The sequence below is a fragment of the Amycolatopsis benzoatilytica AK 16/65 genome (assembly GCF_000383915.1).
Lineage (GTDB): Bacteria > Actinomycetota > Actinomycetes > Mycobacteriales > Pseudonocardiaceae > Amycolatopsis > Amycolatopsis benzoatilytica.
Map to the genome: position 1 here is coordinate 1,029,501 of NZ_KB912942.1, position 22,351 is coordinate 1,051,851.

The window sequence follows — 22,351 nt, forward strand, 5'->3', positions numbered from 1 at the left end:
AGACTACATGTTGGGGTTCAGGTCCGCACGGGACCCAAGGTATGGCGTGTCAGTCTCACCCTGGCGGGTTATTCGATCACCGACCGCAAGATCCGAAACGGAGCTTCGTGGCGGTCAGTGCCGCGCTGGCCACGGGCCGTTTCCCGGCCAGGTAGCCCAGCGGCCCGGCCGGGTTGACCGACCAGTCGGCAGCCGCCGCGCGGGGCTTGGAACGCCACTCGACCGGGCTACGCAGCAGGCTGCCGTTGCGGTCCTGAGCGATCTCGAAGCGTACCGGGAGGGTGATCGGCAGCCCGATGCGCGGGGTGAAGGCGGCGGTGGCGATCCAGTCGTCGGAGGTCGCCGCGGTGAAGGTGCGGCCGCCGGTGAAGGTGAAGGCCGCGAGCTCCTTCGGAATGCCCCACAGTTCGCGCCCGCCCGCGCGGGAGATCTCGCTGTCCACCCAGATGTCGGTGATCGACGCGGCGAGCCCGCGGCCGCGGACGGCGACGCAGGAGAGGAGTTCGTGATAGCTCAGCTGGCCGGACGGCAGGTAGTCGATCCAGGCGGTGAAAACGGCGGCCTGGTTGCCGAGGAGGAGCGGTTCGGCGCCGGCGGGCAACGCGGGCAGTTCGCCGGCGGGAACCCGCCACATCGAGATGCACGCGTCGGCGGCGAGGTGCCACGGTTCGGGTGGGTATTCGGTCATTCGTTGGTCCAGGGCAGGTATGGCGGCAGATCACGGTCTACCCGCAGGGGGAACTCGGGCGGGCGTTTCTGGAAGAAGGACGCGATGCCTTCGACCGCGTCGGGGTTCGAGCCCAGTTCGGAGATGAGCTTCGAGTCCACCTGGTGGACGTCGAAGGGCGACGGGGCCGAGGCCATCCGGTAGAGCAGCTGCCGGGTGACCGCTACCGCGACCGGGGAGGTGGCCTCGGCGATCTCCTTCGCCTTGGCTTGTGCTTGCGCGAGGGTCTCGTCGGGCTCGTGGACCTGGTGGACGAGCCCGGTCTGGAGTGCTTCGTCGGGTCCGAAGAGCCGTCCGCTGACCATCCAGTCGACCGCCGCGCCCATCCCGACGAGCCGGGGGAGGAACCACGCGGACGCGCCTTCGGGGTAGATCCCGCGGCGGGTGAAGACGAAGCCGAATTTCGAGTCGGTCGAGGCGAACCGGTAGTCGCAGGACAGCGTGATGGTGATGCCCGCCCCGACGGACGCCCCGCGCAACGCGGCAAGCACCGGTTTGTTCATGGTGAAGATCCGCTTCGACACCCGGCCCGCGGGTTCCTGCCAGTCCTCCGGCGGATGGTCGCCGAAGTCGAACCCGCCGGAGGAGAGGTCGGCCCCGACTGAGAAGTCCTTGCCGGTGGTCCCGAGCACGACCGCGCGGACGCCCTCGTCCCGGTCTGCCCGGTCGAGCGCGTGAGCGAGCTCGTCGGCCATCCGGATGGTGTAGCCGTTGCGCGCCTGCGGGCGGTCGAGCAGGACGGTCGCGACCTTGCCGGCGACCTCGTAGGTGATCTCCGCATAGGAGTCCATGGGAGGACGGTAGGGCGCTTGTTTTCACCCTGTCAATAGCGTGCCGTCCACGCTTCCGGCGCGCCCCAATGTGGCATTGGGGGCATCTGACGCACCGAATGCCACATTGGGTGCATCCGACGCACCCAATGTGGCATTGGGGGCGGGCATGCTCAGGGGGCTGCTGCCTCCAGATCGAACGGGGCCGGGAGTGGCGTTCCAGCGGAGTTCGGTGCCGGTGCAGGAGGTGCCGCGGCTGCACCTGGACCTGTACGCCGGGGACGCCGCGGACCAGGCGGCCGAGGTCGAGCGGCTGGTCGGGCTGGGGGCGCAACGAGTGGACTGGCCGCACCACCCGGAGGACCCGGACTTCGTGGTGCTGGCCGATCCGGACGGCAACCGGTTCTGCGTGATCGACACCTCGCGCGGCTGATCTGCTGCCTGTGAAGGACTCCTTGAGGGACTCAGATTCCCCCAGGGGGCCCTTCGCGGACGTCGCACCGGGGCCGGGAGACCGGCCGGGTGGAGGCGAGAGGAAAAACAATCATGCGCGCTTGATTTTTCCCGGCGCAGGGTCCACGCTGAACCCGCACGAGGTGGTGCGGCGGACGCAGGGAGGCGCAGGAATGGCTGATCTCGCCGGGATTCTCCGGGATCTCGCGGCCGAATCGAAGGCGGTCGACGACCTGGTCGCCGGGCTGCCCGCCGAGGGGTGGGCCCGGCCGACTCCGGCCGAGGGGTGGACGATCGCGCATCAGGTCGCGCATCTCGCCTGGACCGACGGCAAGGCGCTGATCTCCGCCAGCCGTCCGGAAGACTGGCCGGCCGAGGTGGAGAACCTGTTGAGCGTCGGCGAAAGCTACGTGGACGCGGGTGCCGACGAGGGAGCTGCCCTGCCGCCGGCCGAGCTGCTGGCGCGATGGCGGACCGGGCGCGAAGCGCTCGCCGAGGCGCTCAGCAAGGTTCCGGAAGGGCAGAAGCTGCCCTGGTACGGCCCGCCGATGAGCGCCGCGTCGATGGCGACCGCACGGATCATGGAGACCTGGGCGCACGGGCAGGACATCGCCGACGCGCTCGGCGTCACCCGCGAGCCCACCGAACGGCTGTGGCACATCGCCCGGTTCGGCACCCGGACCCGCGACTTCGCGTACAAGCTCAACTCGCTGGCCCCGCCGGCCGAGGAATTCCGCGTCGAGCTGACCGCGCCGGACGGCAGCACCTGGGCGTTCGGGCCGGAGGACGCGGCGCAGCGGCTCACCGGCAGCGCGCTCGACTTCTGCCTGGTCGCGACCCAGCGGCGGCATCCGGCGGACACCGACCTGGTCGCCACCGGCGCGGAGGTCGAGGAGTGGCTGGGGATCGCGCAGGCGTTCGCCGGTCCGCCGGGAGCCGGTCGCAAACCCGGGCAGTTCGCGTGAGCGGCGCGCCGCTGCGCGTCGGGAACGCGTCCGGCTTCTACGGCGACCGGTTCTCCGCCGTGCGGGAAATGCTGACCGGCGGCCCGCTGGACGTGCTCACCGGCGACTATCTCGCCGAGCTGACCATGCTCATCCTCGGCCGCGACCGGATGAAGGACCCGGCGCGCGGCTACGCCAAGACGTTCCTCCGCCAGATGGAGGAGAATCTGGGGCTGGCGAAGGAAAAGGGCGTCCGGATCGTCGCGAACGCGGGCGGGCTCAACCCGGCAGGGCTCGCCGGCGCGTTGCGCGAGCTCGTCGAAAAGCTCGGTCTCGACGTCCGGGTCGCGCACGTCGAGGGCGACGATCTGATCGCGCGCGCCGACGAATTCGGCTTCGACAGCCCGTTGACCGCCAACGCTTATCTCGGTGCCTGGGGCATCGCCGAGTGCCTGAACGCGGGCGCGGACGTCGTGGTCACCGGCCGGGTGACCGACGCGTCGGTGATCGTCGGACCAGCGGCGGCGCATTTCGGCTGGGCGCGGGACGACTACGACGCGCTGGCCGGAGCGGTCGCGGCCGGCCACGTGATCGAGTGCGGCGCGCAGGCGACCGGCGGGAACTACGCGTTCTTCCGCGAGCAGCCGATCGGCGTGCCCGGGTTCCCGATCGCGGAGATCCACGCGGACGGGTCCAGCGTGATCACGAAACATCCGGGGACCGGCGGAGTGGTCAGCACCGGGACCGTCACCGCGCAGCTGCTCTACGAGATCACCGGCGCCCGGTATGCGAATCCCGACGTGACGGCCCGGTTCGACACCTTGTCCCTGTCCGATGCCGGGCCGGACCGGGTGCGGATCAGCGGGGTGCGCGGGGAAGCGCCCCCGTCGACGCTGAAGGTCTGCCTCAACCGGCTGGGCGGGTTCCGCAACGAGACGACGTTCGTCCTCACCGGACTGGACATCGAAGAGAAAGCCGCGCTGGTCAAGCAGCAGCTGGAAGGTGCGCTGGCGAAGCGGCCGCCGGCGGAGATCCGGTGGACGCTCGCGCGCACCGACCACCGGGACGCGGACACCGAGGAGCGCGCCAGCGCTTTGCTGCATGTGGCGGTGAAGGACAACGACCCGAAGATCGCCGGACGCGCGTTCAGCGGGGCGGCGATCGAGCTGGCCCTGGCGAGCTACCCGGGGTTCCATGTGACCGCTCCGCCGTCGGACGCGGCGCCGTTCGGGGTCTACTCGGCGGCCTATGTGGACGCGGGCGCGGTGCCGCACGTCGCAGTACTGCCGGACGGGACCAAAGCGGACATCGCCCCGTCTGCGGACACCCTGGCTTTGTCCGAAGTGGACGAGCCGGAACTGCCGGAACCGTTGTCCGCCGGGAAAGTGCGCCGGGCACCGCTCGGGCTGGTCGCCGGCGCACGGAGCGGGGACAAGGGCGGCAACGCGAATCTCGGCGTATGGGTGCGTTCCGAAGAGGCGTGGCGGTGGCTGGTCCACCGGCTGACCGTAGCGGAGTTCCGCCGGCTGCTGCCGGAAACCGAGAGGATGCCGGTCACCCGGCACCTGCTGCCGAACCTGTGGGCGATGAACTTCGTGGTCGAGGGAATTCTCGGCGACGGCGTCGCTTCGCAGGCCCGGTTCGATCCCCAGGCGAAAGCGCTCGGCGAATGGCTGCGGGCGCGCGAACTCGACATCCCGGAGGCGCTGCTGTGACCGTGGATCCGTTCCGCACGCCGGAACGCGCCGAACTGCGCGCGACGGTGCGCCGGTTCGTCGAAAAGGACGTGCTGCCGCACCTGGACGAGTGGGAGCGGGCTGGCGAGCTGCCGCGCGACCTGCATCGCAAGGCCGGCCGGCTGGGGCTGCTCGGGGTCGCGTTCCCGGAGTCCGCAGGCGGCGGCGACGGCAACTACCTCGACGCACTCGTAGTGGCCGAGGAGATGCATTACGCGGGCGGCTCCGGCGGGTTGTTCGCGTCGCTGTTCACCTGCGGGATCGCGGTGCCGCACCTCGTCGAGGCGGGCGACCCGGCGCAGATCGAACGCTGGGTGCGGCCCACGCTCGCGGGCGAGAAGATCGGTTCCCTTGCGGTCACCGAGCCGGACGGCGGATCGGACGTCGCGGGCATCCGCACGACCGCGGTGCGCGAGGGCGACGAATATGTGGTCAATGGCGCGAAAACGTTCATCACCTCGGGCTGCCGCGCGGACTTCGTCACCACGGTGGTGCGCACCGGCGAGGCGGGTGCGCACGGGCTGTCGCTGATCGTGGTGGAGCGTGGAACTCCCGGCTTCACCGTGTCGCGCAAGCTGGAGAAGATGGGCTGGGCTGCTTCGGACACCGCTGAACTGTCGTACGCGGACGTCCGGGTTCCGGTCGAGAACCTGGTGGGAGCGGAGAACAGCGGATTCGCGCAAGTGGCTACGCAGTTCGTCACCGAGCGGCTTTCCCTGGCAGTGCAGGCGTACGCGCACGCGCAGCGGGCATTGGACCTGACGCTGGACTGGTGCCGGATGCGCGAGACGTTCGGCCGTCCGCTGATCTCCCGGCAGCTGGTGCAGCACAAGCTCACCGATATGGCCTGTCGGATCGACGTCGCCCGGACCTACGCCCGGCAGACGGCGATCCGGCACGTCTCCGGCGAAGAAGTGATCGCCGAGGCGTGCTTCGCGAAGAACACCGCGGTGGCGGCCGCCGAATGGGTCGTGAACGAGGCCGTGCAGCTGCACGGCGGGCTCGGTTACATGCGCGAGTCCGAAGTGGAACGGCACTACCGCGACGTCCGCATCCTCGGCATCGGCGGCGGCACCACCGAAATCCTCACCGGACTGGCCGCGAAGCGATTGGGATACACCGCATGACCACCATAAGGTCCACAGTGGACACTCGGGCCGGCGAGTTCGCCGCGAACCGGGAGGCGATGCTCGAGAAGCTCGCCGAGATCGACGCCGAACAGGCCAAGGCGGTCGCGGGCGGCGGGGAGAAGTACGTCGAGCGGCACCGCAAGCGCGGCAAGCTGCTGGCGCGCGAACGGATCGAACTGCTGCTGGACGCGGATTCGCCGTTCCTGGAACTGTCGCCGCTGGCCGCGTGGGGCTCGGACTACAAGGTCGGCGCGAGCGTGATCACCGGGATCGGAGTCGTGGAAGGCGTCGAATGCCTGATCTCGGCCAGCGACCCGACCGTCAAGGGCGGCGCGAGCAACCCGTGGACCACCAAGAAGTCCTTCCGGGCGGCCGACATCGCGGCGCAGAACCGGCTGCCGGTGATCAACCTGGTCGAATCCGGCGGTGCGGATCTGCCCACCCAGAAGGAGATCTTCATTCCGGGCGGGCGGATCTTTCGTGACCTCACGAGGTCTTCGGCGGCGAAGGTGCCGACCGTCGCGCTGGTCTTCGGAAACTCGACCGCCGGCGGCGCGTACCTGCCCGGCATGTCCGACTACGTGGTGATGGTCAAGGAACGCGCCAAGGTGTTCCTCGGCGGACCGCCGCTGGTCAAAATGGCGACCGGCGAGGAGTCCGACGACGAATCGCTCGGCGGCGCGGAGATGCACGCCCGCACGTCCGGGCTCGCCGACTACCTCGCCGTCGACGAGCAGGACGCGATCCGGCTCGGCCGCAGCATCATCAAGCGGCTGAACTGGACCAAGCAGGGCCCGGCGGCCAAACCGGACTACGCCGAGCCGCTGTTCGACGCCGAAGACCTGCTCGGCATCGTCCCGGCCGACTTGAAGATCCCGTTCGACCCGCGCGAGGTGATCGCCCGGGTGGTGGACGGGTCGGACTTCGACGAGTTTAAGCCGCTCTACGGGACCAGCCTGGTCACCGGCTGGGCGAGCATCCACGGCTACCCGGTCGGGATCCTGGCCAACGCCCAGGGCGTGCTGTTCGGCGAGGAATCGCAGAAGGCCGCCCAGTTCATCCAGCTGGCCAACCAGATCGACACGCCGCTGGTCTTCCTGCACAACACGACCGGCTACATGGTCGGCAAGGAATACGAGCAAAGCGGCATCATCAAGCACGGCGCGCTGATGATCAACGCCGTGTCGAACTCGAAGGTGCCGCACCTGTCCGTCCTGATGGGAGCGTCCTACGGTGCCGGGCACTACGGGATGTGCGGCCGGGCCTACGATCCGCGGTTCCTGTTCGCCTGGCCGAGCGCGAAGTCCGCGGTGATGGGACCGGCCCAGCTGGCCGGCGTGCTGTCCATTGTGGCCCGTGCCGCCGCGGCGAGCCGAGGCCAGGAGTACAGCGAGGAGAACGACGCCGCGATGCGCGCCATGGTGGAAAACCAGATCGAGGCGGAATCGATGCCGATGTTCCTCTCCGGCATGCTTTACGACGACGGCATCATCGACCCGCGCGACACTCGCACGGTGCTCGGGATGAGCCTGTCGGCGATCCACAACGGACCAGTGAAGGGCGTCGAAGGCGGCTTCGGCGTCTTCCGGATGTGAGGGCCATGATCCAGAATCTGCTGGTCGCCAATCGCGGCGAGATCGCGCGCCGGGTGTTCCGCAGCTGCCGGGACGCCGGAATCGGCACGGTAGCGGTGTTTTCCGACGCGGACGCCGACGCGCCGCACGTGCGGGAGTCCGACGTCGCCGTCCGGCTGCCCGGCAACGCGCCGGGCGAGACGTATCTGCGGGGCGAGCTGATCGTCAAAGCCGCCGCGGACGCCGGCGCGGACGCGGTCCATCCCGGCTACGGCTTCCTGTCCGAAAATGCCGGGTTCGCCCGCGCGGTTCTCGACGCCGGGCTGACCTGGGTCGGCCCGCCGCCCGCCGCGATCGAGACCATGGGCTCCAAAGTGGAGTCGAAGCGGCTGATGGCGGCCGCCGGGGTGCCGGTGCTGTCCGAATTGGACCCGGCCGGGGTGACCGAGGCCGACCTGCCGTTGCTGGTCAAGGCTTCGGCCGGCGGTGGCGGGCGCGGCATGCGCGTGGTTCGCGAGCTGGGCGAGCTGGCTGAAGCCGTGCAGAGCGCTCGCGCGGAAGCGGGATCGGCGTTCGGCGATCCGACGGTGTTCTGCGAGCGGTATCTCGAAACCGGGCGGCACATCGAGGTCCAGGTGCTCGCCGACGCGCACGGCACGGTCTGGGCGGTGGGCGAGCGGGAGTGCTCCATCCAGCGCCGGCACCAGAAGGTGGTCGAAGAAGCGCCATCGCCCTTTGTGGACGATGCGATGCGCGCCGAACTGTTCGACGCGGCGCGCAAGGCCGCCCAGGCGATCGACTACGTCGGCGCGGGCACCGTCGAGTTCCTCGCCGGGCCGGACGGCCGGTTCTATTTCCTGGAGATGAACACGCGGCTGCAGGTCGAGCATCCGGTGACCGAGAACGTCACCGGGCTGGACCTGGTGGCGCTGCAGCTGTCGGTGGTTCAGGGCGCGCGGCTGCCGGCGGAACCGCCGGCCGCGAACGGGCATTCGATCGAGGTGCGGCTGTACGCCGAGGATCCGTCGGCGGGCTGGCAGCCGCAGAGCGGGACGCTGCACACCTTCGACGTGCCCGGAGTGGACCGCGAGTTCACGCACGGGTCCGGGCTCCGGCTCGACTCCGGGGTGGAGTCCGGTTCGGTCATCGGCGTCCACTACGACCCGATGCTGGCGAAGGTCATCTCCTGGGCCCCGACCCGGGACGAGGCCGCCCGCCGGCTCGCGGCCGCGCTGGCCGGGGCGAAGATCCACGGGGTGGTGACCAACCGCGACCTGCTGGTGCGGATTCTCCGGCACGAGGCTTTCCTGGCCGGGGAGACCGACACCGCGTTCTTCGACCGGCACGGACTGTCCGCGTTGGCGGCCCCGCTGGCCACTGTGGACACCGAACGGTGGTCCGCGCTCGCGGCCGCACTGGCCGACGCCGCCGAGAATCGCTCGGCCGCCACCGCACTGGGACGAATTCCGAGCGGATGGCGGAACGTGCGGTCCGCTGGGCAGCGCAAGGTGTATGTCCGGGGCGAGCACCGCCACGAGGTCGTCTACTCCTTGACTCGCGGTGTACTGCATGCCGAGGGCTACGACGACGTCGTGCTGGTCTCCGCTGCCCCTGGCGAGGTGGTCTTGGACGTCTCCGGCGTGCGCCGGAGCTTCGCCATCGTCCGATCCGGCCCAGTGTCCTATGTGGATTCTTCGGCGGGGGCCGTGACGCTGACGGCGGAACCGCGCTTCGCCGACCCCGATTCGGCGCTCGCCGCGGGCTCGCTGGTCGCGCCGATGCCCGGCACCGTCGTTCGCCTCGCGGTGACCGCCGGGGACAGCGTGCGGGCGGGAGATCCGTTGCTGTGGCTGGAGGCGATGAAGATGGAACACCGGATTTCGGCCCCGGCGGACGGCGTGGTCGCCGAACTGCCGGTCGAGGTCGGGCAACAGGTCGAGGTAGGCGCGGTGCTGGCTGTGGTGGGAGAGACCGAATGAACGCGATGAACTTCGTCGAGCCCGAGGAGCGGGTCGCGCTGCGGAAAGCCGCGGCGGAGCTGGCGGGCAAGTACGGGCACGACTACTACGCGAAGAAAGCCCGGGCGGGCGAGAAGACCGAAGAGCTGTGGCACGAGGCCGGCCAGCTCGGCTACCTGGGCGTGAACCTGCCGGAGGAGTACGGCGGCGGCGGTGCGGGCATCGCCGATCTCGCGGCGGTGCTGGAAGAGTTCGCGGCCGCCGGTTCGCCGCTGCTGCTGATGGTGGTGTCGCCGGCGATCGTCGGGACGGTGCTGTCGCGGTTCGGCACACCGGACCAGAAGAAGCAGTGGCTGCCCGGGATGGCGGACGGCAGCAAGAAGATCGTCTTCGCGATCACCGAACCGGACGCCGGCTCGAACTCGCACCGGATCACCACGACCGCCCGCCGCGACGGCGACGATTGGGTCCTGTCCGGCCGCAAGGTGTACATCTCGGGCGTCGACGAGGCGGACGCGGTGCTCGTCGTGGGCCGCACCGAGGACGCGAAGACCGGACGGCTGAAGCCGGCCCTGTACGTGGTGCCGACCGACGCGCCCGGGTTCGAGTACCGCAAGATCGACATGGACATCGTCGCTCCGGAGAACCAGTTCTCGCTGTTCCTGGACGACGTGCGGCTGCCCGCGGAAGCCCTGGTCGGCGAAGAGGACGCGGCCATCGCACAGCTGTTCGCCGGCCTGAACCCGGAACGGATCATGGGCGCGGCGTTCTCGCTGGGCACCGCGCGGTACGCCCTCGACAAGGCCGTCGGCTACGCCAACACCCGGCAGGTGTGGGGCGCGCCGATCGGCTCGCACCAGGGGCTCGCGCACCCGCTCGCACAGGTGAAGATCGAGCTTGAGCTGGCGAAACTGATGACGCAGAAGGCTGCGTCGCTGTACGACGCCGGGGACGATTTCGCGTCCGGCGAGTCGGCGAACATGGCGAAGTACGCCGCTGCGGAGGCCGCTATCCACGCGGTCGACCAGGCGGTGCAGACGCACGGCGGGAACGGGCTGGCGACCGAGTACGGTCTCGGAACGCTCGTGACGGCGGTGCGACTGGGCCGGATCGCGCCGGTGAGCCGCGAGATGGTGCTGAATTTCGTGGGGCAGCACAGCCTTGGGCTGCCGAAGTCGTACTGAGTCCAGTGGGGAACGCTGAGTGTCATGACGAGGGCGGAGGTCCGGGCGGAGCGGCCTGGCCAGAATGAGGACGGGCCGTCGGACGGTCGGCGCAAGGCCCGGTCGCGGACCGTGCTGACCGCTGGCTCGGCCCTGGCGGCGCTTCCCCGAAACCCTGCCGCCGCGCACCCCGCACCCCGGGCGGGAGCTGCCTGATGCTGCGCGAACCGCAACAAGAACGAAGCCGCACCACCCGGCGGCGGTTGATCGAAGCCGCGATGGACTGCATCGGCGAGCGCGGGTGGCATGGCGTCACCGTCGCCGTGATCGCGGAGCGGGCCGGGGTGTCGCGCGGGGCCGCTCAGCACCACTTCCCGACCCGGGAGTCACTGGTCGCCGCGGCGGTCGAGTTGCTCGGCGAGGCGCAGCTGGACGAGTTGCGCAGCCGGGCAGAGGGGTCGCCGGGCGGCGCGTCCCGGATCGAGTGGGTCGTCGAGATGCTGCTGACGCTCTACACCGGCCCGATGTTCCGTGCCGCGTTGCAGCTGTGGGCCGTCGCGTCGACCGACGACCAGTTGAGGGGCGTGCTCGTCCCGCTGGAAGCGCGGGTCGGCCGCGAGGCACACCGGGTGGCGGTCGAACTGCTCGGCGTGGACGAGGCCCAGCCGGGGGTCCGTGAGCTGGTCCAGGCGACCCTCGACCTCGGCCGGGGGCTCGGGCTGGCCAACCTCCTCACTGACGACACCCGCCGCCGCGAGCAGATCGTGCGCGAGTGGGCTCGGACGCTCGAGTCTCGCCTGGCGGGAACCGAACAGGTCTAGACACCATCTCATTCCCAAACCGCTACAGTGTGGTTGTTAACACATTCGGCCCAATGGGCGATGACGTTGAGTAAGTAGCGTTACGAGGAAGAAGGCGATCCTGGTGTCCGGTTCAGAAGGCGCGTCGGTCGAGTTGACGCATCGCGCGATGGCGATGCTCAAGGCAGTCGCCCAGCAGCGTGCGGAAATGTCCACGAGCTGTGAGCCTGACCTGTTCGTCGATGGTTTCGCCTGCTGCGACCAGATGACCGCGCACGCGCTCGCCCACGGCGGCTACGTCCGCCCGGGGCTCGGCACGACGTCCGCCGGACGCGTTCCGGCCGAGCTCACCGAGGCCGGGGTGGCCGCCCTGTCGATCACGGCCGCTGCCTGATCTTCACTCTTCTGGCCGCACCTGTGTCCACGTTGTGTGACGGGTGTGGAAACGGGGGCCTCCCCCGCGGAGAAGGCCCCCGTGCTGTTGTCCGGCGCGGTCAGCCGGTGTACCCGGCGACGACCTTCGTGAACGCGTAGTTCTCCTGGTCGATCCCGCTGCAGCCGCCGCAGTCCCGGTTGGTCGCCCAGAACGTGAGCCGGCCGAGGTGGTGGCTCGCGGCATAGTCGCGGATCGCGGTGAAGTCCGCGACCGAGACAGTCTCCCCGGCGCGGTCGGTTTTGCCGTTCATCGAGGACAGCCCGCTGCGGTGGTAGGCCGTCGCGTCGTCCCAGCCGAACGTCGACTTGAGCTGCGCGGCGAGGCCGTCCACCGCGGACTTCGTCATGGCCGCCATGTCGCCGCCGTCGGAGAAATCGAACGGCATCACCGACCAGACGTCGACGTCCGCGCCCAGTGCTTTCGCCTGGGTGATCAGCCGCTTGCCCCAGTCGTTCGGGCCCTGCGGCGTGGTGCCCATCGTGATCACCACCCGCAGGCCCGGGTTCTTCTGCTTGGCGATCTTGACCGCGTTCAGGATCCGGTCCTGCACGGTCGCGTTCTCGAACTCGTCGGTGTTCTCGATGTCCAGGTCGATCGCCTTGAGCTGGTAGGCGTCGATCACCTTCTGGTACGCGCCGGCCAGCTCCTCTGGCGTCGAACACGCCGGGCCGAGCTTGTTGCCCTGCCAGCCGCCGAACGACGGGATCACGTCGCCGCCGCCCGCGCGGATCTTCTGGATCATCGCGGCGTCCGTCCCGTCGAGCGGGCGGTTGCCGTCCCAGGCGGGCGTGCAGCCGCCGCCGGAAAGCATGAACGCGAGCGTGAACGACTTGACGCCGGTCGCGCTCATCGCGGCGGCCGGATCGGTCTGCCCGCCCCACTGGTACAGATACGGCGAGGCGACGACCGGATCCTCCGCCGCCGACGCGGTTCCGGCCAAGCCGCTCAGCGCGGCTCCCGCGGCGAGCGCCAGCACGCCGATCCGGCCCGCGAACTTTCGGCGGGAAACACTGCGGCGCAAGGGATTCATGGATCCTCCAACAGGGGGACGCGCACCCGGCGGCACGCGGTGCGCCCCGCAGGCACTCGGTGGAGTGTGTGCGCAGTCACAATGGACTAGACCATTGAGAAGTGTCAAGGAATGACGGAGGACAGAAAAACACTCACTGCGGGAGCCGAGGTCACCGGACGATCCGGCGTCCCGGTGAGTGGGACTCGGTGCCGCGGGCTGGCTTCTTAAAGCGTGTCTCAGGTGGCGCGCGCCGAACGGTCCGCTGGGCTGTCCGTGAAGGGCCCCTTGAGGGAATCCAAATCCCTGAAGGGGCCCTTCACGGACAGGCTGGCACACTGGCCGCCCAGGCATCACTGGCCGTTCGCCGGGGGCGGGCGAACGGCTCGCTCCCCGCCGCGACCTCTGCGCCGCCGGGCGGTGCGCGCCGAAGGAGATTCTCGCGCGGACGCGGTCAGCGTCCGGCCGAGCGCGTCCTCACCGCTCTCCTGCAGAACGGGGGACGCCGATGTCCTCGAACCACAGCGCCGGCTCCCGCTCGATGAACTCGGTCATCAGCGCGACGCACGCCGGGTCGTCCAGCAAGTCGACGCGGACTCCGTGCTCGGCCAGCCACTCGTGCCCGCCGGTGAAGGTGCGGGACTCGCCGATCACCACGTGCGGGATGCCGAACTGGCGGACCAGCCCGCTGCAGTACCAGCACGGCGACAGCGTGGTGACCATGATCGTGTCGCGGTAGTGCGGGCGGCGGCCGGCGGCGCGGAACGCGGCGGTTTCGGCGTGCAGCGACGGGTCCCCGTCCTGGACGCGGCGGTTGTGGCCGCGGCCGAGAAGGGTGCCGTCGCGGTCGAACAGGGCAGCGCCGATCGGCACGCCGCCCTCGGCCTTTCCGGCTTCGGCCTCTTCGCGGGCGATCGCGAGCAGCTCGTCGAACATGCGGCCACTCTCGCCGGTTTCGGCGGGGAGCGGCAAGTCCTGGCCGATTGAGGACTAAAACTGTCCGCGAACTCTGGCAGAGTGACCGGCATGTACGGAACCTCGGAACGGCTGCTGCGCCTGTTGTCCCTGCTGCAGGCGCGCCGCGACTGGCCGGGTCCGGATCTCGCGGGCCGGCTGGGCGTGGACGTCCGGACGATCCGCCGCGATGTCGAACGCTTGCGGCAGCTCGGTTATCCGGTGCACGCCACTCCGGGTGCGGCAGGCGGCTACCGGCTGGGTTCCGGTGCCGCCCTGCCGCCGCTGCTGCTGGAAGACGACGAGGCGGTCGCGGTAGCGGTCGGCCTGCGCACGGCGGCGAACGGCACGGTGTCCGGCATCGAGGAAACCTCCGTGCGCGCGTTGGCGAAGCTGGAGCAGGTGCTGCCCGCGCGGCTGCGGCACCGGGTGCGGGCGATGGATTCGGCGCTGGTCCGGATGCCCGGACGCGGCCCGGTGGTCGACGCCGAAGTGCTGACCGTGGTCGCCGCCGCCTGCCGGGACCACGAGCGCCTGCGGTTCACCTACGGCACGCACGCCGGCGAGGTCGCCGAACGAGACGTCGAGCCGCTGCGGCTCGTGCACACCGGCTGGCGCTGGTATCTGGTGGCCTGGGACCTCGGCCGCGCCGACTGGCGCACCTTCCGGCTGGACCGGATCGACGGCCCGCCGCTGCCGGGTTTCCGTTTCACGCCAAGGGAACCGCCGGCCGAAGACCTGGCGGCCTACGTGTCCAGCCGGATCGCTACCGCGCCGTACCCGCATATCGTGACGCTGCGGGTGTTCGTCTCGGCCGAGGTGCTGGCCGCGCGGGTTTCGCCCACCTCGGCGGTGGTGGAGCCGATCGACGCGCACTCCTGCCGGGTGCGGACCGGGGCGAAGCAGTTCGACTATCTGCCGTTCTACTTGGCGCACTGGGACTTCGACTTCGAGGTGGAGGACGCGCCGCCGGAGCTGGCGGAGAAGCTGGGGCGGATCGCGGACCGGTTCGCGCGGGCGGCCGGGCGCTGACCCGCTACGCCGAGAGGCCGTCCGAGGCGACCGCCAGCAGCTCCGCCGCCGCGACGGAAAGCGCCTCCGGAAAGCCCTTCGGGTCCGGATGCGGCGCGGCCATCCACCGTTCGGTCGCCAGTCGCAGCACGGACAACCCGAGGTCGGTTGCCATCCGGGCGGTGTCGGGGTCGACGCCGCGGCGCAGCAGCGCTTCGGTGAGCGACTGGGAGATCGAAACCAGCTTGATCAGTTCGCGTTCGTGCAGCGGGGGATTGGCCGCGATGACCGCGGCGCGGCGGACCAGGAACTCACGCGGCCGAAACACCCGCGGCGCGGTCGCGAAAGCGGCGAGCAGGGTCGGCAACGCGCCCGCGTCCGGCGCAGCGGCTTCGATGCCGGAGACGAACTCCGCCTCCAGTTCCTGGCTGCCGCCGAACAGCACCTCGCGTTTGTCCGAGAACCACCGGTAGAACGAGCGCTCGGTGAGGTTCGCGCGCTGCGCGATCTGCGCCACCGTCGTCCGGTCGTAGCCCTGCTCCTCGAACAGTTCCAAGGCGGCCTGCTCGAGCCGGCCCCGGGTGTTGCCCTCCCACCGTGCCATGGCTCCGAGTATAGCGACAGCAGATGCTGTCATCACTCTGGTAGCGTCAGTGACGACAGCTTCTGTCGTCACTGAAAGAGGAGAGCGGATGCGCACCCTTCGATTTTCCGAACACGGTCCCGCGGCCGACGTCCTGCGGATCGACGACGCGCCGGCACCGGCCCCCGGCTCCGGCCAGATCCGCATCGCGGTCCGGTCCTGCGGGCTGAACCCGGCGGACTGGGCGTTGTGCGAGGGTTTGTTCCCCGGCGACCTGCCGCGCGGAATCGGGCTGGAGGTGGCCGGCACGGTCGACGCGGTCGGCGAAGGCGTCACCGGCACCAGCGTCGGGGAGCTGGTTTTCGGCCCCGCGCCGTTCACCGGCTCGTCCGCCGGCGCGTCCGAGCAGGCGGTGCTGGACCAGTGGTTCCCGGTGCCGGACGGGCTTTCTCCGGACCACGCCGCCGCGTTGCCGATGGCGGTCGGGACTGCGTACTCGGCGACGGACGCGCTGGGCGAGATCCACGGGAAGACGGTGCTCGTCCACGGCGCGGGCACGACTACCGGATTCGCCGCCGCGCAGATCGCGATCATGCGAGGCGCGCGGGTGATCGTCACCGCGGGCGAGACACACGCGGACGCACTGCGCGAGGCGGGCGCGAAGGTCACCAGCTACCGCGCCGGAATCGCGGACCGGGTAAGGGAACTGGCCGGTGGTCCGGTCGATCTCGTGCTGGACACCGCCCCGTTCAGCGAGGCTTTGCCCGAACTCGTGCGCGCGGTCGACGAACCCGCGCACGTCGTGACCCTCGGCCTCAGTTCGCCCGAACCCGGGGTGCGCACCCTCGTCGGCGAGGGCGTGCGGCCTAGTTACCGCATGCTCGGCGAGTTCGCGGAACTCGCCGCCGCCGGACGGTTTTCCGTCCCGGTGTCCCGGGTGTTCCCGATGGAAGCGTGGCGGGCCGCGCTGGAGCTGAGCCAGTCGCGGCAGGCACGCGGCAAGCTGGTGCTGCGGATCAGCTGACCGCGCCGAGCATCCGCAAGACCAGTTCGCCGTACTCTTTGCCCAGCTCAGCGGGCGTCTGCCGACTCCGCTCGCTGTACCAGCGGGCCACGTCGACGCCCAGCGACAGCACCGCGCGGGCGGCGATCCCGATGTCGGACACCGAGAACGCGCCGGACTCCACGCCCTCCGCGATCACCTCGCGCACCCGCTTCTCGATCTGCCGCCGCAGTTCGGCGACGACCTGGTATTCCTTCTCCGGCAAGGCGTTCAGCTCGTACTGCACCACTCGGGCGACGGTGTGGCGCCGCGCGTGCCAGGAGACGAAATCCTCGACGAGCATCCGCATCCGCGCCGCCGGGTCGGTCTCGCGGGCGAGGACGTCCTCGACCAGGCCGAGCGTCTGTTCGTGGCCGTTGCGGCTGATCGCGAAAAGCAGCGCGGCCTTGGAAGGGAAGTGCACGTACAGCGCGGCCGGGCTCATCCCGGCCGCGCTGGCGATGTCGCGCGTGGTGGTGGCGTGGTAGCCGCGCTCGGCGAACGACTCCACCCCGGCCAGCATGAGGCGGCGCGCGGTTTCGGGCTGCACGTCGGGCCACAGGTCGGCCGAGAGCGTGGTCATCCGGCGATCCTCCTCCAGTCCGCGCCGGCCGGTGGTCCGGTCCGTCGTCCGGACCAGTGTAAGCGCTCGCTCAGCGCTGGACCGGACGACCGGCGGCCCGCCGAAGCGGGTCGTTCACCGCAGGACGCCGGACTGGACGACGTGCCGGACGCGGGCCGGGTCGGCGAGCACGGCGAGGTCGGCGACCGGATCGCCGTCGACGACGACCAGGTCGGCGTGGGCGCCGACGCGCAGCGTGCCGATTTCGCCCGCCATGCCGAGCAGTTCGGCGGCGACGCTCGTCGCCGAACGGATCACGTCCAGCGGGGCCTGGACCTGACCGCGGATCCGGAATTCCTCGTTCTGATGCCGGTGCATGCCGCCGAGAAGATCGGTGCCGTAGGCGATCTTCACGCCGCCGCGGTGCGCGGTTTCCAGCGCCGCCAGCCCGGCGGTCAGCACCTCGTCCACCTTGCGCCAGCTGCTTTCCGGCAGCCCGAACTCGCGGCCTTCGGTTTTCAACGCCCAGTAGGTGACCAGGGTCGGCACCAGAAACGCGTCGCGCTCCAGAAACTCCGGCACATTCGACTCGTCGATCAGGTTGCCGTGCTCGATCGAGCGGATCCCGGCGTGCAGTGCGCGGCTGACCGCGCGTGCGGTGTAGGCGTGCGCGGCGACGTAGCGGTTGGCGGCGTCGGCTTCCTCGACGATGGCGCGCAGTTCCTCGGCGGAGTACTGGGTCGAGTCGATCCGGTCGGTCGGCGACGCGACGCCGCCGCCGGCCATCACCTTGAGGTGGTGCGCGCCTTTGCGGAGTTCGTCGCGGGCGGCGGCGCGCACCGCGTCGACGCCGTCGGCGATCCGGCCCAGCCCCGCGCAGCACTGGTGCGCGTCTCGCACTTGAGTGCCGCGCGGACGGGAGTCGCCGTGCCCGCCGGTCTGGCTCAGCGCCTTGCCGCAGAAGGCCAGTCGCGGGCCGCGGATGAGTCCTTCGGCCTGCGCGTCGGCCAATCCGAAGTCGGCGCCGGAGGCGTCGCGGACGGTGGTGAATCCGCGGTCGAGCATCTGCCCCATGATCCGTGCCGCGTGCGCGGTGGCGTAGGACGGCGACCAGGACGGCAACGCGCCCAGGTCGGCGGTGGCCGCGGTGACATGCACATGCGCGTCGATCAGTCCGGGCAGGACGGTGGCTCCGGCCAGCTCGACGATCCGCGTGTCGGCGGGCGCGGAGAGCGCGGGGCCGACCTCGGCGATGCGGCCGTCGGCGCAGAGCAGGTCGCCTTCGGTGCAGTCGCCGGTTTCGACGTCGAGCAGCTTCCCGGAACGCAGCAGCAGAGCGGTCACGGTTTCGGTTCCTCCTGGGTGTTGTCGAGGCGCTGGACCAGTTCGGCCAGCGCGGGAACAGCCGCCGTCGCGAGCTTCGCGGCCCGCTGGACGTCGGCGGGCCGGTAAGCCTGCTCGGCGTCGAGCACCGCGAGTGCGCCCAGAACGGTGCCGTCCTCGGCGACGACTGGCACGTTGATCACCGAACCGCAGCCGAGTTCGGCGATGAGCGAGTGGTCGGCGAAGACCTCGCGGACCGAAGCGGGGTCGGGCCCGAAGAAGGGTTCTTGCCCTCGGATGCAGCGATCCAGCCACTCCGCGGAGACGTCGGCGGACGATTTCTCCCCGCCGACCGGGTACTGCTCGGGCAGGTTGCTGTGCGCCCGGTGCAGCACCTGCCGGCCGGGCAGCCAGGCGAGGACGGTGAAGAGCCGGAACCCGATTTCGCGCCGGACCTGTTGCTCCACAGTGGACAGTTTCATTCGGCGACCGTCTTGCTGGCGACGGTTTCCGTAAGGTCTTCCAGCGAGCGGCCGGCCGTGGACAGGCCGAAGACCAGCGTGGCGACCACGCCGACGGCGAGCACTGCGGTCGTCATGCCGAACACGCCGGCGAAGCCGAGCGACGCGGCGAAGACGCCGATAACCGACGGCGCGATGATGCTGCCGACCCGGCCGAACGCGCTGGACAGACCGGTCCCGGACGCGCGGATCCAGGTCGGGAACACCTCCGGGGTGTAGGAGTAGACCGCCGCGTAGGTGCCGTTGAGGAAGAAGGAGAGGACCGCGGCCGCGGTCGTGATCGTGGCCGGGTCCGTCATCTGCGACATCCAGAAGGCACTGCCCGCGGCCCCGGCGAGGTAGAGCGCGATGGTGTTCTTGCGGTCGAGGATCTCGCCCAGCCATGCCGCCGAGAAGTACCCCGGCACCTGCGCGACGTAGATGATGAGCGAGAACTCGAAACTCTTCGTGACGGTGATGCCGCGCTGCACCAGCAGGGTCGGGATCCAGGTGAAGAAACCGTAGTAGGAGAAGGTGATCACGAACCAGATCAGCCAGGTGATCGCGGTGCGCCGGGCCATCCGTCCGCTCCACAGGAACCGCAGCGCGGAGAACAAGCCGATCTTGCGCGCCGCCGCCGGAGTGTCCACTGTGGTCTCCGGGATCGGTGGCAAGGGGGCACGGGTCGCTGCTTGCACCTTGCGCTCGAGGTCGAGCACGACCTGTTCGGCTTCCGCGGTCCGGCCGTTGGCGAGCAGGTACCGCGGGGATTCCGGCAATGCCCGCCGCCACCACAGCAGCATCACGATCGGCACGGCGGTGACCACCTGCGCCCAGCGCCAGCCGTCGGGCAGCGGCTGCACCACGAAGTTGCCGAGCAGCGCCGCGCCGACGAAGCCGAAGGAGAAGAACCCGGCCAGCGCGCCGACGAACCACCCGCGTCGGGCCGCTGGAACGAACTCGGAAAGGTAGGGCGCGATGATCGCGCTCTCCGCGCCCGCGCCGAAACCGGCCAGCACCCGGGCGGCGAGGAAGACCTCGTACCCCGGGGCCGCTGCCGCGACGATGGAGAACACGGCGTAGACGGCCAGCGCCCACATCATCACCTGGCGCCGGCCGATCCGGTCTCCGAGCAGGCCGGCGCAGGTGGCGCCGAAGAGGAAGCCGAACGGGGCCGCCGAACCGATCAGGCCGAGCTGGGCGTTGGTCAGGCCCCATTCGTGGTGCACGCTCGGCAGCAGGAAGGCCACCACGGCGGAGTCCAGTCCGTCGAAGGTGTAGCCGAGGCCGCCGATCAACAGCAAGAAGTAGTGCGGCCGGCTCAGCGGAAGCCGGTCCAGTCGGGCTAGCAGGGACACGAGGTGCCTCCAGGGGGAGTCGTAGCACCGAACGAAGTGGTAGGCAAGATATACTGCATTTTGTCGATTCTGCAATGTCTGTTGCATGTTGATCAGCCGTGACACGATGTGGACGCGCGGTGGCGCAGGCACCCGCGCAGGTCAGCGCCGCGACGGCCGACGAGAGGAACGCGATGTCCACGACCAGTGCGGCCGGGGACCCCGACGGGTTCGAATCGTGGCTCCGGGGCCGGGTGCCCGAAAGGGGACTGCGGACCAAAGGCGCTTCCGTGCTCGAAGTACTGCTGACGCAGCCCCGGCGGGCCTCCTACAGTTCGGCTGCCGAGGCTGCCGACCTGGCCGGCGTCAACGTCGCGACGGTCAGCCGGACCGCGCAGGCCCTCGGCTTCCGCGGCTGGTCCGACCTGCAGCACGAACTGCGGGCGCGCTACCTGTCTTCGCTCAGTGCCCCGGACGTCGCCGCCGCGCAGCGCACCGACGGCGACCTGGGCACCGCGTCGCTGGGCCGGGACCTGGAATCGCTGGCCCTGCTGGCCCGCCGGCTGGACGAAACCCAGATCCGGGTGATCGCCGACGCGATCGCGCACACCCGGCGAACGCTGGTCGTCGCCAACGGCAGCTATGTCGCGGTCGGTTCTGCGTTGGGGCACAACGTGCGGCTCGCCGGCTACGACGCCACCGTGGTGCGCGACGACGCCGACCTGGCCAACCACCTGTCGCGGATCGAACCCGGCGACGTGCTGGTCGCGATCAGCTTCTGGCGGCTGTATCAGAGCACGGTGACCGCCGCCGAGGAGGCGCACAGCCGCGGCGCCCGGGTGTTCGTGCTTACCGACGCGGCCAGCCCGGCGCTTGCCGCGGCCGCCGAGCAGGTCGTGCTCATCCCGGCCGAAGGAGTCGCGTTTTTCCCTTCCCTGGTACCGGGATTGGCGGTCGCGCAGGCCATCGTCGCGCATCTGTCCGCCCTCGACCCCGAGCGGACCCGCGCGTCGATCGAGGCAGCCGAGGCGCAATGGTCCCGCTTCGGGCTGATGCATCGTCAGCCGCGGCGCGGCTGAGCGCCGGTCACTGCGCGGACGCGCTCGCCAGCCCGCCGATCAGTTTCGTCAGATCCTCCATCGACGCGTCGGACCGTCCGAGCCGGACGACGAGCGTCGGGTATTCCGCCTTCGCTGGCTTGCTCAACGTGACGATCGCGATCGGCTCGTTCCACCGCTTGCAGCTGTTGGTGCACTCGTAATACTCCTGCGAGAACACCGCGGCCGGGCCGAGCTTGGTCTGCTGCTGGACGAGCCCGATCGGATGCGCGACGTCTTCGACGGTCCGGTAGATGCCGTGCCGGCCGTTGCCGATCTGCCTGTTCGCGTTGGGCGGGATGGTGCAGTTGCTCGCGACCGCCTCGATCGAGGTTTCGTTGCGCAGCGAGTAGCGCACTTGCGGACAGGGCGAGGTGTCGCCGGTGGCGCGCACCGTCTCGATGCCGACCCCCGGCTGGTCGATCTGCAGGCTGAACGCGAGTCGTCCGTCGACCACTGTCACCGAGGACAGCTCAGTGTCGGGATCGGCCGCGTTCGCGCAGCCGGTCAAGATTGTCGCGGACACGGCAGAGATCCCGACCGCGACGGCGAGTGTGCGGAGTCGGGGAGGAGTGGTCATGCGCCTCAGACGGTGGTTCGCGCAGGGACGTTCCCGCGGTGAGGTTCTTCGCCCGGCCAGTTCGCCAGCGCGAAGTCCAGCACGTCCAGCGACCGGTGCCAGGACGCCTCGACGTCGCCGGAAAGGTCGAACGCGCCGGCTGCTTCCAGGCTGACGAACCCGTGCAACGTGCTGGAAAGCATTCGCACCGCGTGGTTCTCCTCCGGCTCCGCCAATCCGTACGCGCGCAGCAGTGCCCTGGACATCCGGGAGTGCCGGACGGCCGCGCTGTTCGCGGCGGTTTCGTAGTCCAGCCGGAGCCGTGCGGCGGTGTAGCGCCCGGGATGCGCGCGGGCGTAGTCGCGGTAGGCGCCCGCGTATGCGACGAGCGCGTCTTTGCCCGAGCGCCCGGCGATCGCGTCGGCGACCTGGTCGGCCATCTCTTCCAGCGCGAGCAGGGCAGTCTTGACTCGCAGTTCGTCGATATTGCGCACGTGCGCGTACAAGCTCGGGACGGTCACGCCGAAGTGCCGCGCGACCGCGGACACGGTCAGGTTGTCGAACCCGATCTCGTCCGCCATGTCCGCCGCCGCTGCGACCAGCCGCTCGACGGTCAGCCCAGCCCGTGCCATCGCCCGCTCCAAACCTAATACATTTAAGAATTTGCCATCTACCTATAGGCA

Annotated in this window: 23 protein-coding genes; 12 read left to right on the forward strand and 11 right to left on the reverse strand. The window is 70.1% G+C overall.

The genetic code is table 11. The features are described from left to right. Positions 1-76: 76 nt before the first annotated feature. Both AMYBE_RS0104805 and AMYBE_RS0104810 read right to left on the reverse strand, forming a co-directional pair. Complete coding sequence (locus AMYBE_RS0104805) at positions 77-688, reverse strand: acetoacetate decarboxylase family protein (RefSeq protein WP_020658207.1); 612 nt, start codon at positions 686-688, stop codon at positions 77-79. Next, positions 685-1,518 (reverse strand): enoyl-CoA hydratase-related protein, encoded by an 834-nt coding sequence (locus tag AMYBE_RS0104810; protein WP_020658208.1) that lies wholly within the window; start codon positions 1,516-1,518, stop codon positions 685-687. The genes AMYBE_RS0104805 and AMYBE_RS0104810 overlap by 4 nt, the downstream gene beginning before the upstream one ends. Before the next feature lie 148 nt (positions 1,519-1,666). Here AMYBE_RS0104810 and AMYBE_RS0104815 point away from each other — a divergent pair, with 148 nt between their 5' ends. The 9 genes from AMYBE_RS0104815 (at position 1,667) to AMYBE_RS0104855 (ending at position 11,649) form a co-directional block, all read left to right on the forward strand. Further along, positions 1,667-1,930 (forward strand): VOC family protein, encoded by a 264-nt coding sequence (locus tag AMYBE_RS0104815; protein WP_063710035.1) that lies wholly within the window; start codon positions 1,667-1,669, stop codon positions 1,928-1,930. Positions 1,931-2,123: 193 nt separating this feature from the next. After that, positions 2,124-2,915, forward strand: coding sequence for a TIGR03084 family metal-binding protein (locus AMYBE_RS0104820; RefSeq protein ID WP_020658210.1), 792 nt, complete (start codon positions 2,124-2,126; stop codon positions 2,913-2,915). Further along, positions 2,912-4,609 carry an acyclic terpene utilization AtuA family protein gene (locus AMYBE_RS0104825; RefSeq protein WP_020658211.1) on the forward strand — a complete coding sequence of 566 codons (1,698 nt, stop codon included), beginning with the start codon at positions 2,912-2,914 and terminating at the stop codon, positions 4,607-4,609. Before AMYBE_RS0104820 ends, AMYBE_RS0104825 begins: the two co-directional genes overlap by 4 nt. Next, positions 4,564-5,757 (forward strand): acyl-CoA dehydrogenase family protein, encoded by a 1,194-nt coding sequence (locus tag AMYBE_RS0104830; protein WP_051124625.1) that lies wholly within the window; start codon positions 4,564-4,566, stop codon positions 5,755-5,757. Before AMYBE_RS0104825 ends, AMYBE_RS0104830 begins: the two co-directional genes overlap by 46 nt. Continuing rightward, positions 5,754-7,355 (forward strand): acyl-CoA carboxylase subunit beta, encoded by a 1,602-nt coding sequence (locus AMYBE_RS0104835; RefSeq protein WP_027927381.1) that lies wholly within the window; start codon positions 5,754-5,756, stop codon positions 7,353-7,355. Before AMYBE_RS0104830 ends, AMYBE_RS0104835 begins: the two co-directional genes overlap by 4 nt. 5 nt (positions 7,356-7,360) lie before the next feature. After that, positions 7,361-9,313 carry an acetyl/propionyl/methylcrotonyl-CoA carboxylase subunit alpha gene (locus tag AMYBE_RS0104840; protein ID WP_020658214.1) on the forward strand — a complete coding sequence of 651 codons (1,953 nt, stop codon included), beginning with the start codon at positions 7,361-7,363 and terminating at the stop codon, positions 9,311-9,313. Further along, positions 9,310-10,476: an acyl-CoA dehydrogenase family protein gene (locus AMYBE_RS0104845; protein WP_020658215.1), complete on the forward strand. Its 1,167-nt coding sequence runs from the start codon at positions 9,310-9,312 to the stop codon at positions 10,474-10,476. The genes AMYBE_RS0104840 and AMYBE_RS0104845 overlap by 4 nt, the downstream gene beginning before the upstream one ends. Before the next feature lie 194 nt (positions 10,477-10,670). Beyond that, positions 10,671-11,276, forward strand: a complete 606-nt coding sequence (locus tag AMYBE_RS0104850) for a TetR/AcrR family transcriptional regulator (protein WP_020658216.1) — start codon at positions 10,671-10,673, stop codon at positions 11,274-11,276. 148 nt (positions 11,277-11,424) lie between these two features. Then, positions 11,425-11,649 (forward strand): hypothetical protein, encoded by a 225-nt coding sequence (locus AMYBE_RS0104855; protein ID WP_154676464.1) that lies wholly within the window; start codon positions 11,425-11,427, stop codon positions 11,647-11,649. A gap of 100 nt (positions 11,650-11,749) precedes the next feature. Here AMYBE_RS0104855 and AMYBE_RS0104860 read toward each other — a convergent pair whose 3' ends face one another. Both AMYBE_RS0104860 and AMYBE_RS0104865 read right to left on the reverse strand, forming a co-directional pair. Beyond that, a complete protein-coding gene (locus AMYBE_RS0104860) occupies positions 11,750-12,721 on the reverse strand; it encodes a chitinase (protein WP_020658218.1) in 972 nt (323 codons plus the stop codon). A 456-nt stretch (positions 12,722-13,177) separates the two neighbouring features. Further along, a complete protein-coding gene (locus tag AMYBE_RS0104865; RefSeq protein WP_020658219.1) occupies positions 13,178-13,636 on the reverse strand; it encodes a nucleoside deaminase in 459 nt (152 codons plus the stop codon). A gap of 90 nt (positions 13,637-13,726) precedes the next feature. Between AMYBE_RS0104865 and AMYBE_RS45390 the strand changes: the two genes are divergently transcribed. Then, positions 13,727-14,686 carry a helix-turn-helix transcriptional regulator gene (locus AMYBE_RS45390; RefSeq protein ID WP_027927383.1) on the forward strand — a complete coding sequence of 320 codons (960 nt, stop codon included), beginning with the start codon at positions 13,727-13,729 and terminating at the stop codon, positions 14,684-14,686. 4 nt (positions 14,687-14,690) lie between these two features. On the opposite strand, the gene AMYBE_RS0104875 is transcribed toward AMYBE_RS45390, so the two are convergent. After that, entirely contained in the window at positions 14,691-15,269 is a 579-nt protein-coding gene (locus AMYBE_RS0104875) for a TetR/AcrR family transcriptional regulator (protein ID WP_020658221.1), read from the reverse strand. An 88-nt stretch (positions 15,270-15,357) separates the two neighbouring features. Between AMYBE_RS0104875 and AMYBE_RS0104880 the strand changes: the two genes are divergently transcribed. Then, positions 15,358-16,272, forward strand: a complete 915-nt coding sequence (locus tag AMYBE_RS0104880; protein ID WP_020658222.1) for an NADP-dependent oxidoreductase — start codon at positions 15,358-15,360, stop codon at positions 16,270-16,272. On the opposite strand, the gene AMYBE_RS0104885 is transcribed toward AMYBE_RS0104880, so the two are convergent. The 4 genes from AMYBE_RS0104885 to AMYBE_RS0104900 form a co-directional block, all read right to left on the reverse strand. After that, a complete protein-coding gene (locus tag AMYBE_RS0104885) occupies positions 16,265-16,873 on the reverse strand; it encodes a TetR/AcrR family transcriptional regulator (RefSeq protein WP_020658223.1) in 609 nt (202 codons plus the stop codon). The two genes, AMYBE_RS0104880 and AMYBE_RS0104885, sit on opposite strands and share 8 nt — an antisense overlap. A 114-nt stretch (positions 16,874-16,987) precedes the next feature. Continuing rightward, entirely contained in the window at positions 16,988-18,196 is a 1,209-nt protein-coding gene (locus AMYBE_RS0104890; protein WP_020658224.1) for a metal-dependent hydrolase family protein, read from the reverse strand. Next, positions 18,193-18,657 (reverse strand): GAF domain-containing protein, encoded by a 465-nt coding sequence (locus AMYBE_RS0104895; protein ID WP_020658225.1) that lies wholly within the window; start codon positions 18,655-18,657, stop codon positions 18,193-18,195. Before AMYBE_RS0104895 ends, AMYBE_RS0104890 begins: the two co-directional genes overlap by 4 nt. Beyond that, positions 18,654-20,033: an MFS transporter gene (locus AMYBE_RS0104900; protein WP_020658226.1), complete on the reverse strand. Its 1,380-nt coding sequence runs from the start codon at positions 20,031-20,033 to the stop codon at positions 18,654-18,656. The genes AMYBE_RS0104895 and AMYBE_RS0104900 overlap by 4 nt, the downstream gene beginning before the upstream one ends. 173 nt (positions 20,034-20,206) lie before the next feature. On the opposite strand from AMYBE_RS0104900, the gene AMYBE_RS0104905 reads away from it, so the two are divergent. Continuing rightward, positions 20,207-21,091, forward strand: coding sequence for a MurR/RpiR family transcriptional regulator (locus AMYBE_RS0104905; RefSeq protein ID WP_027927384.1), 885 nt, complete (start codon positions 20,207-20,209; stop codon positions 21,089-21,091). 7 nt (positions 21,092-21,098) lie between these two features. Here the strand turns inward: AMYBE_RS0104905 and AMYBE_RS0104910 are convergent, their stop codons facing one another. Beyond that, positions 21,099-21,635: a hypothetical protein gene (locus AMYBE_RS0104910; RefSeq protein ID WP_154676119.1), complete on the reverse strand. Its 537-nt coding sequence runs from the start codon at positions 21,633-21,635 to the stop codon at positions 21,099-21,101. A 59-nt stretch (positions 21,636-21,694) separates the two neighbouring features. After that, positions 21,695-22,300, reverse strand: coding sequence for a TetR/AcrR family transcriptional regulator (locus AMYBE_RS0104915; protein ID WP_020658229.1), 606 nt, complete (start codon positions 22,298-22,300; stop codon positions 21,695-21,697). Positions 22,301-22,351 lie beyond the last annotated feature (51 nt).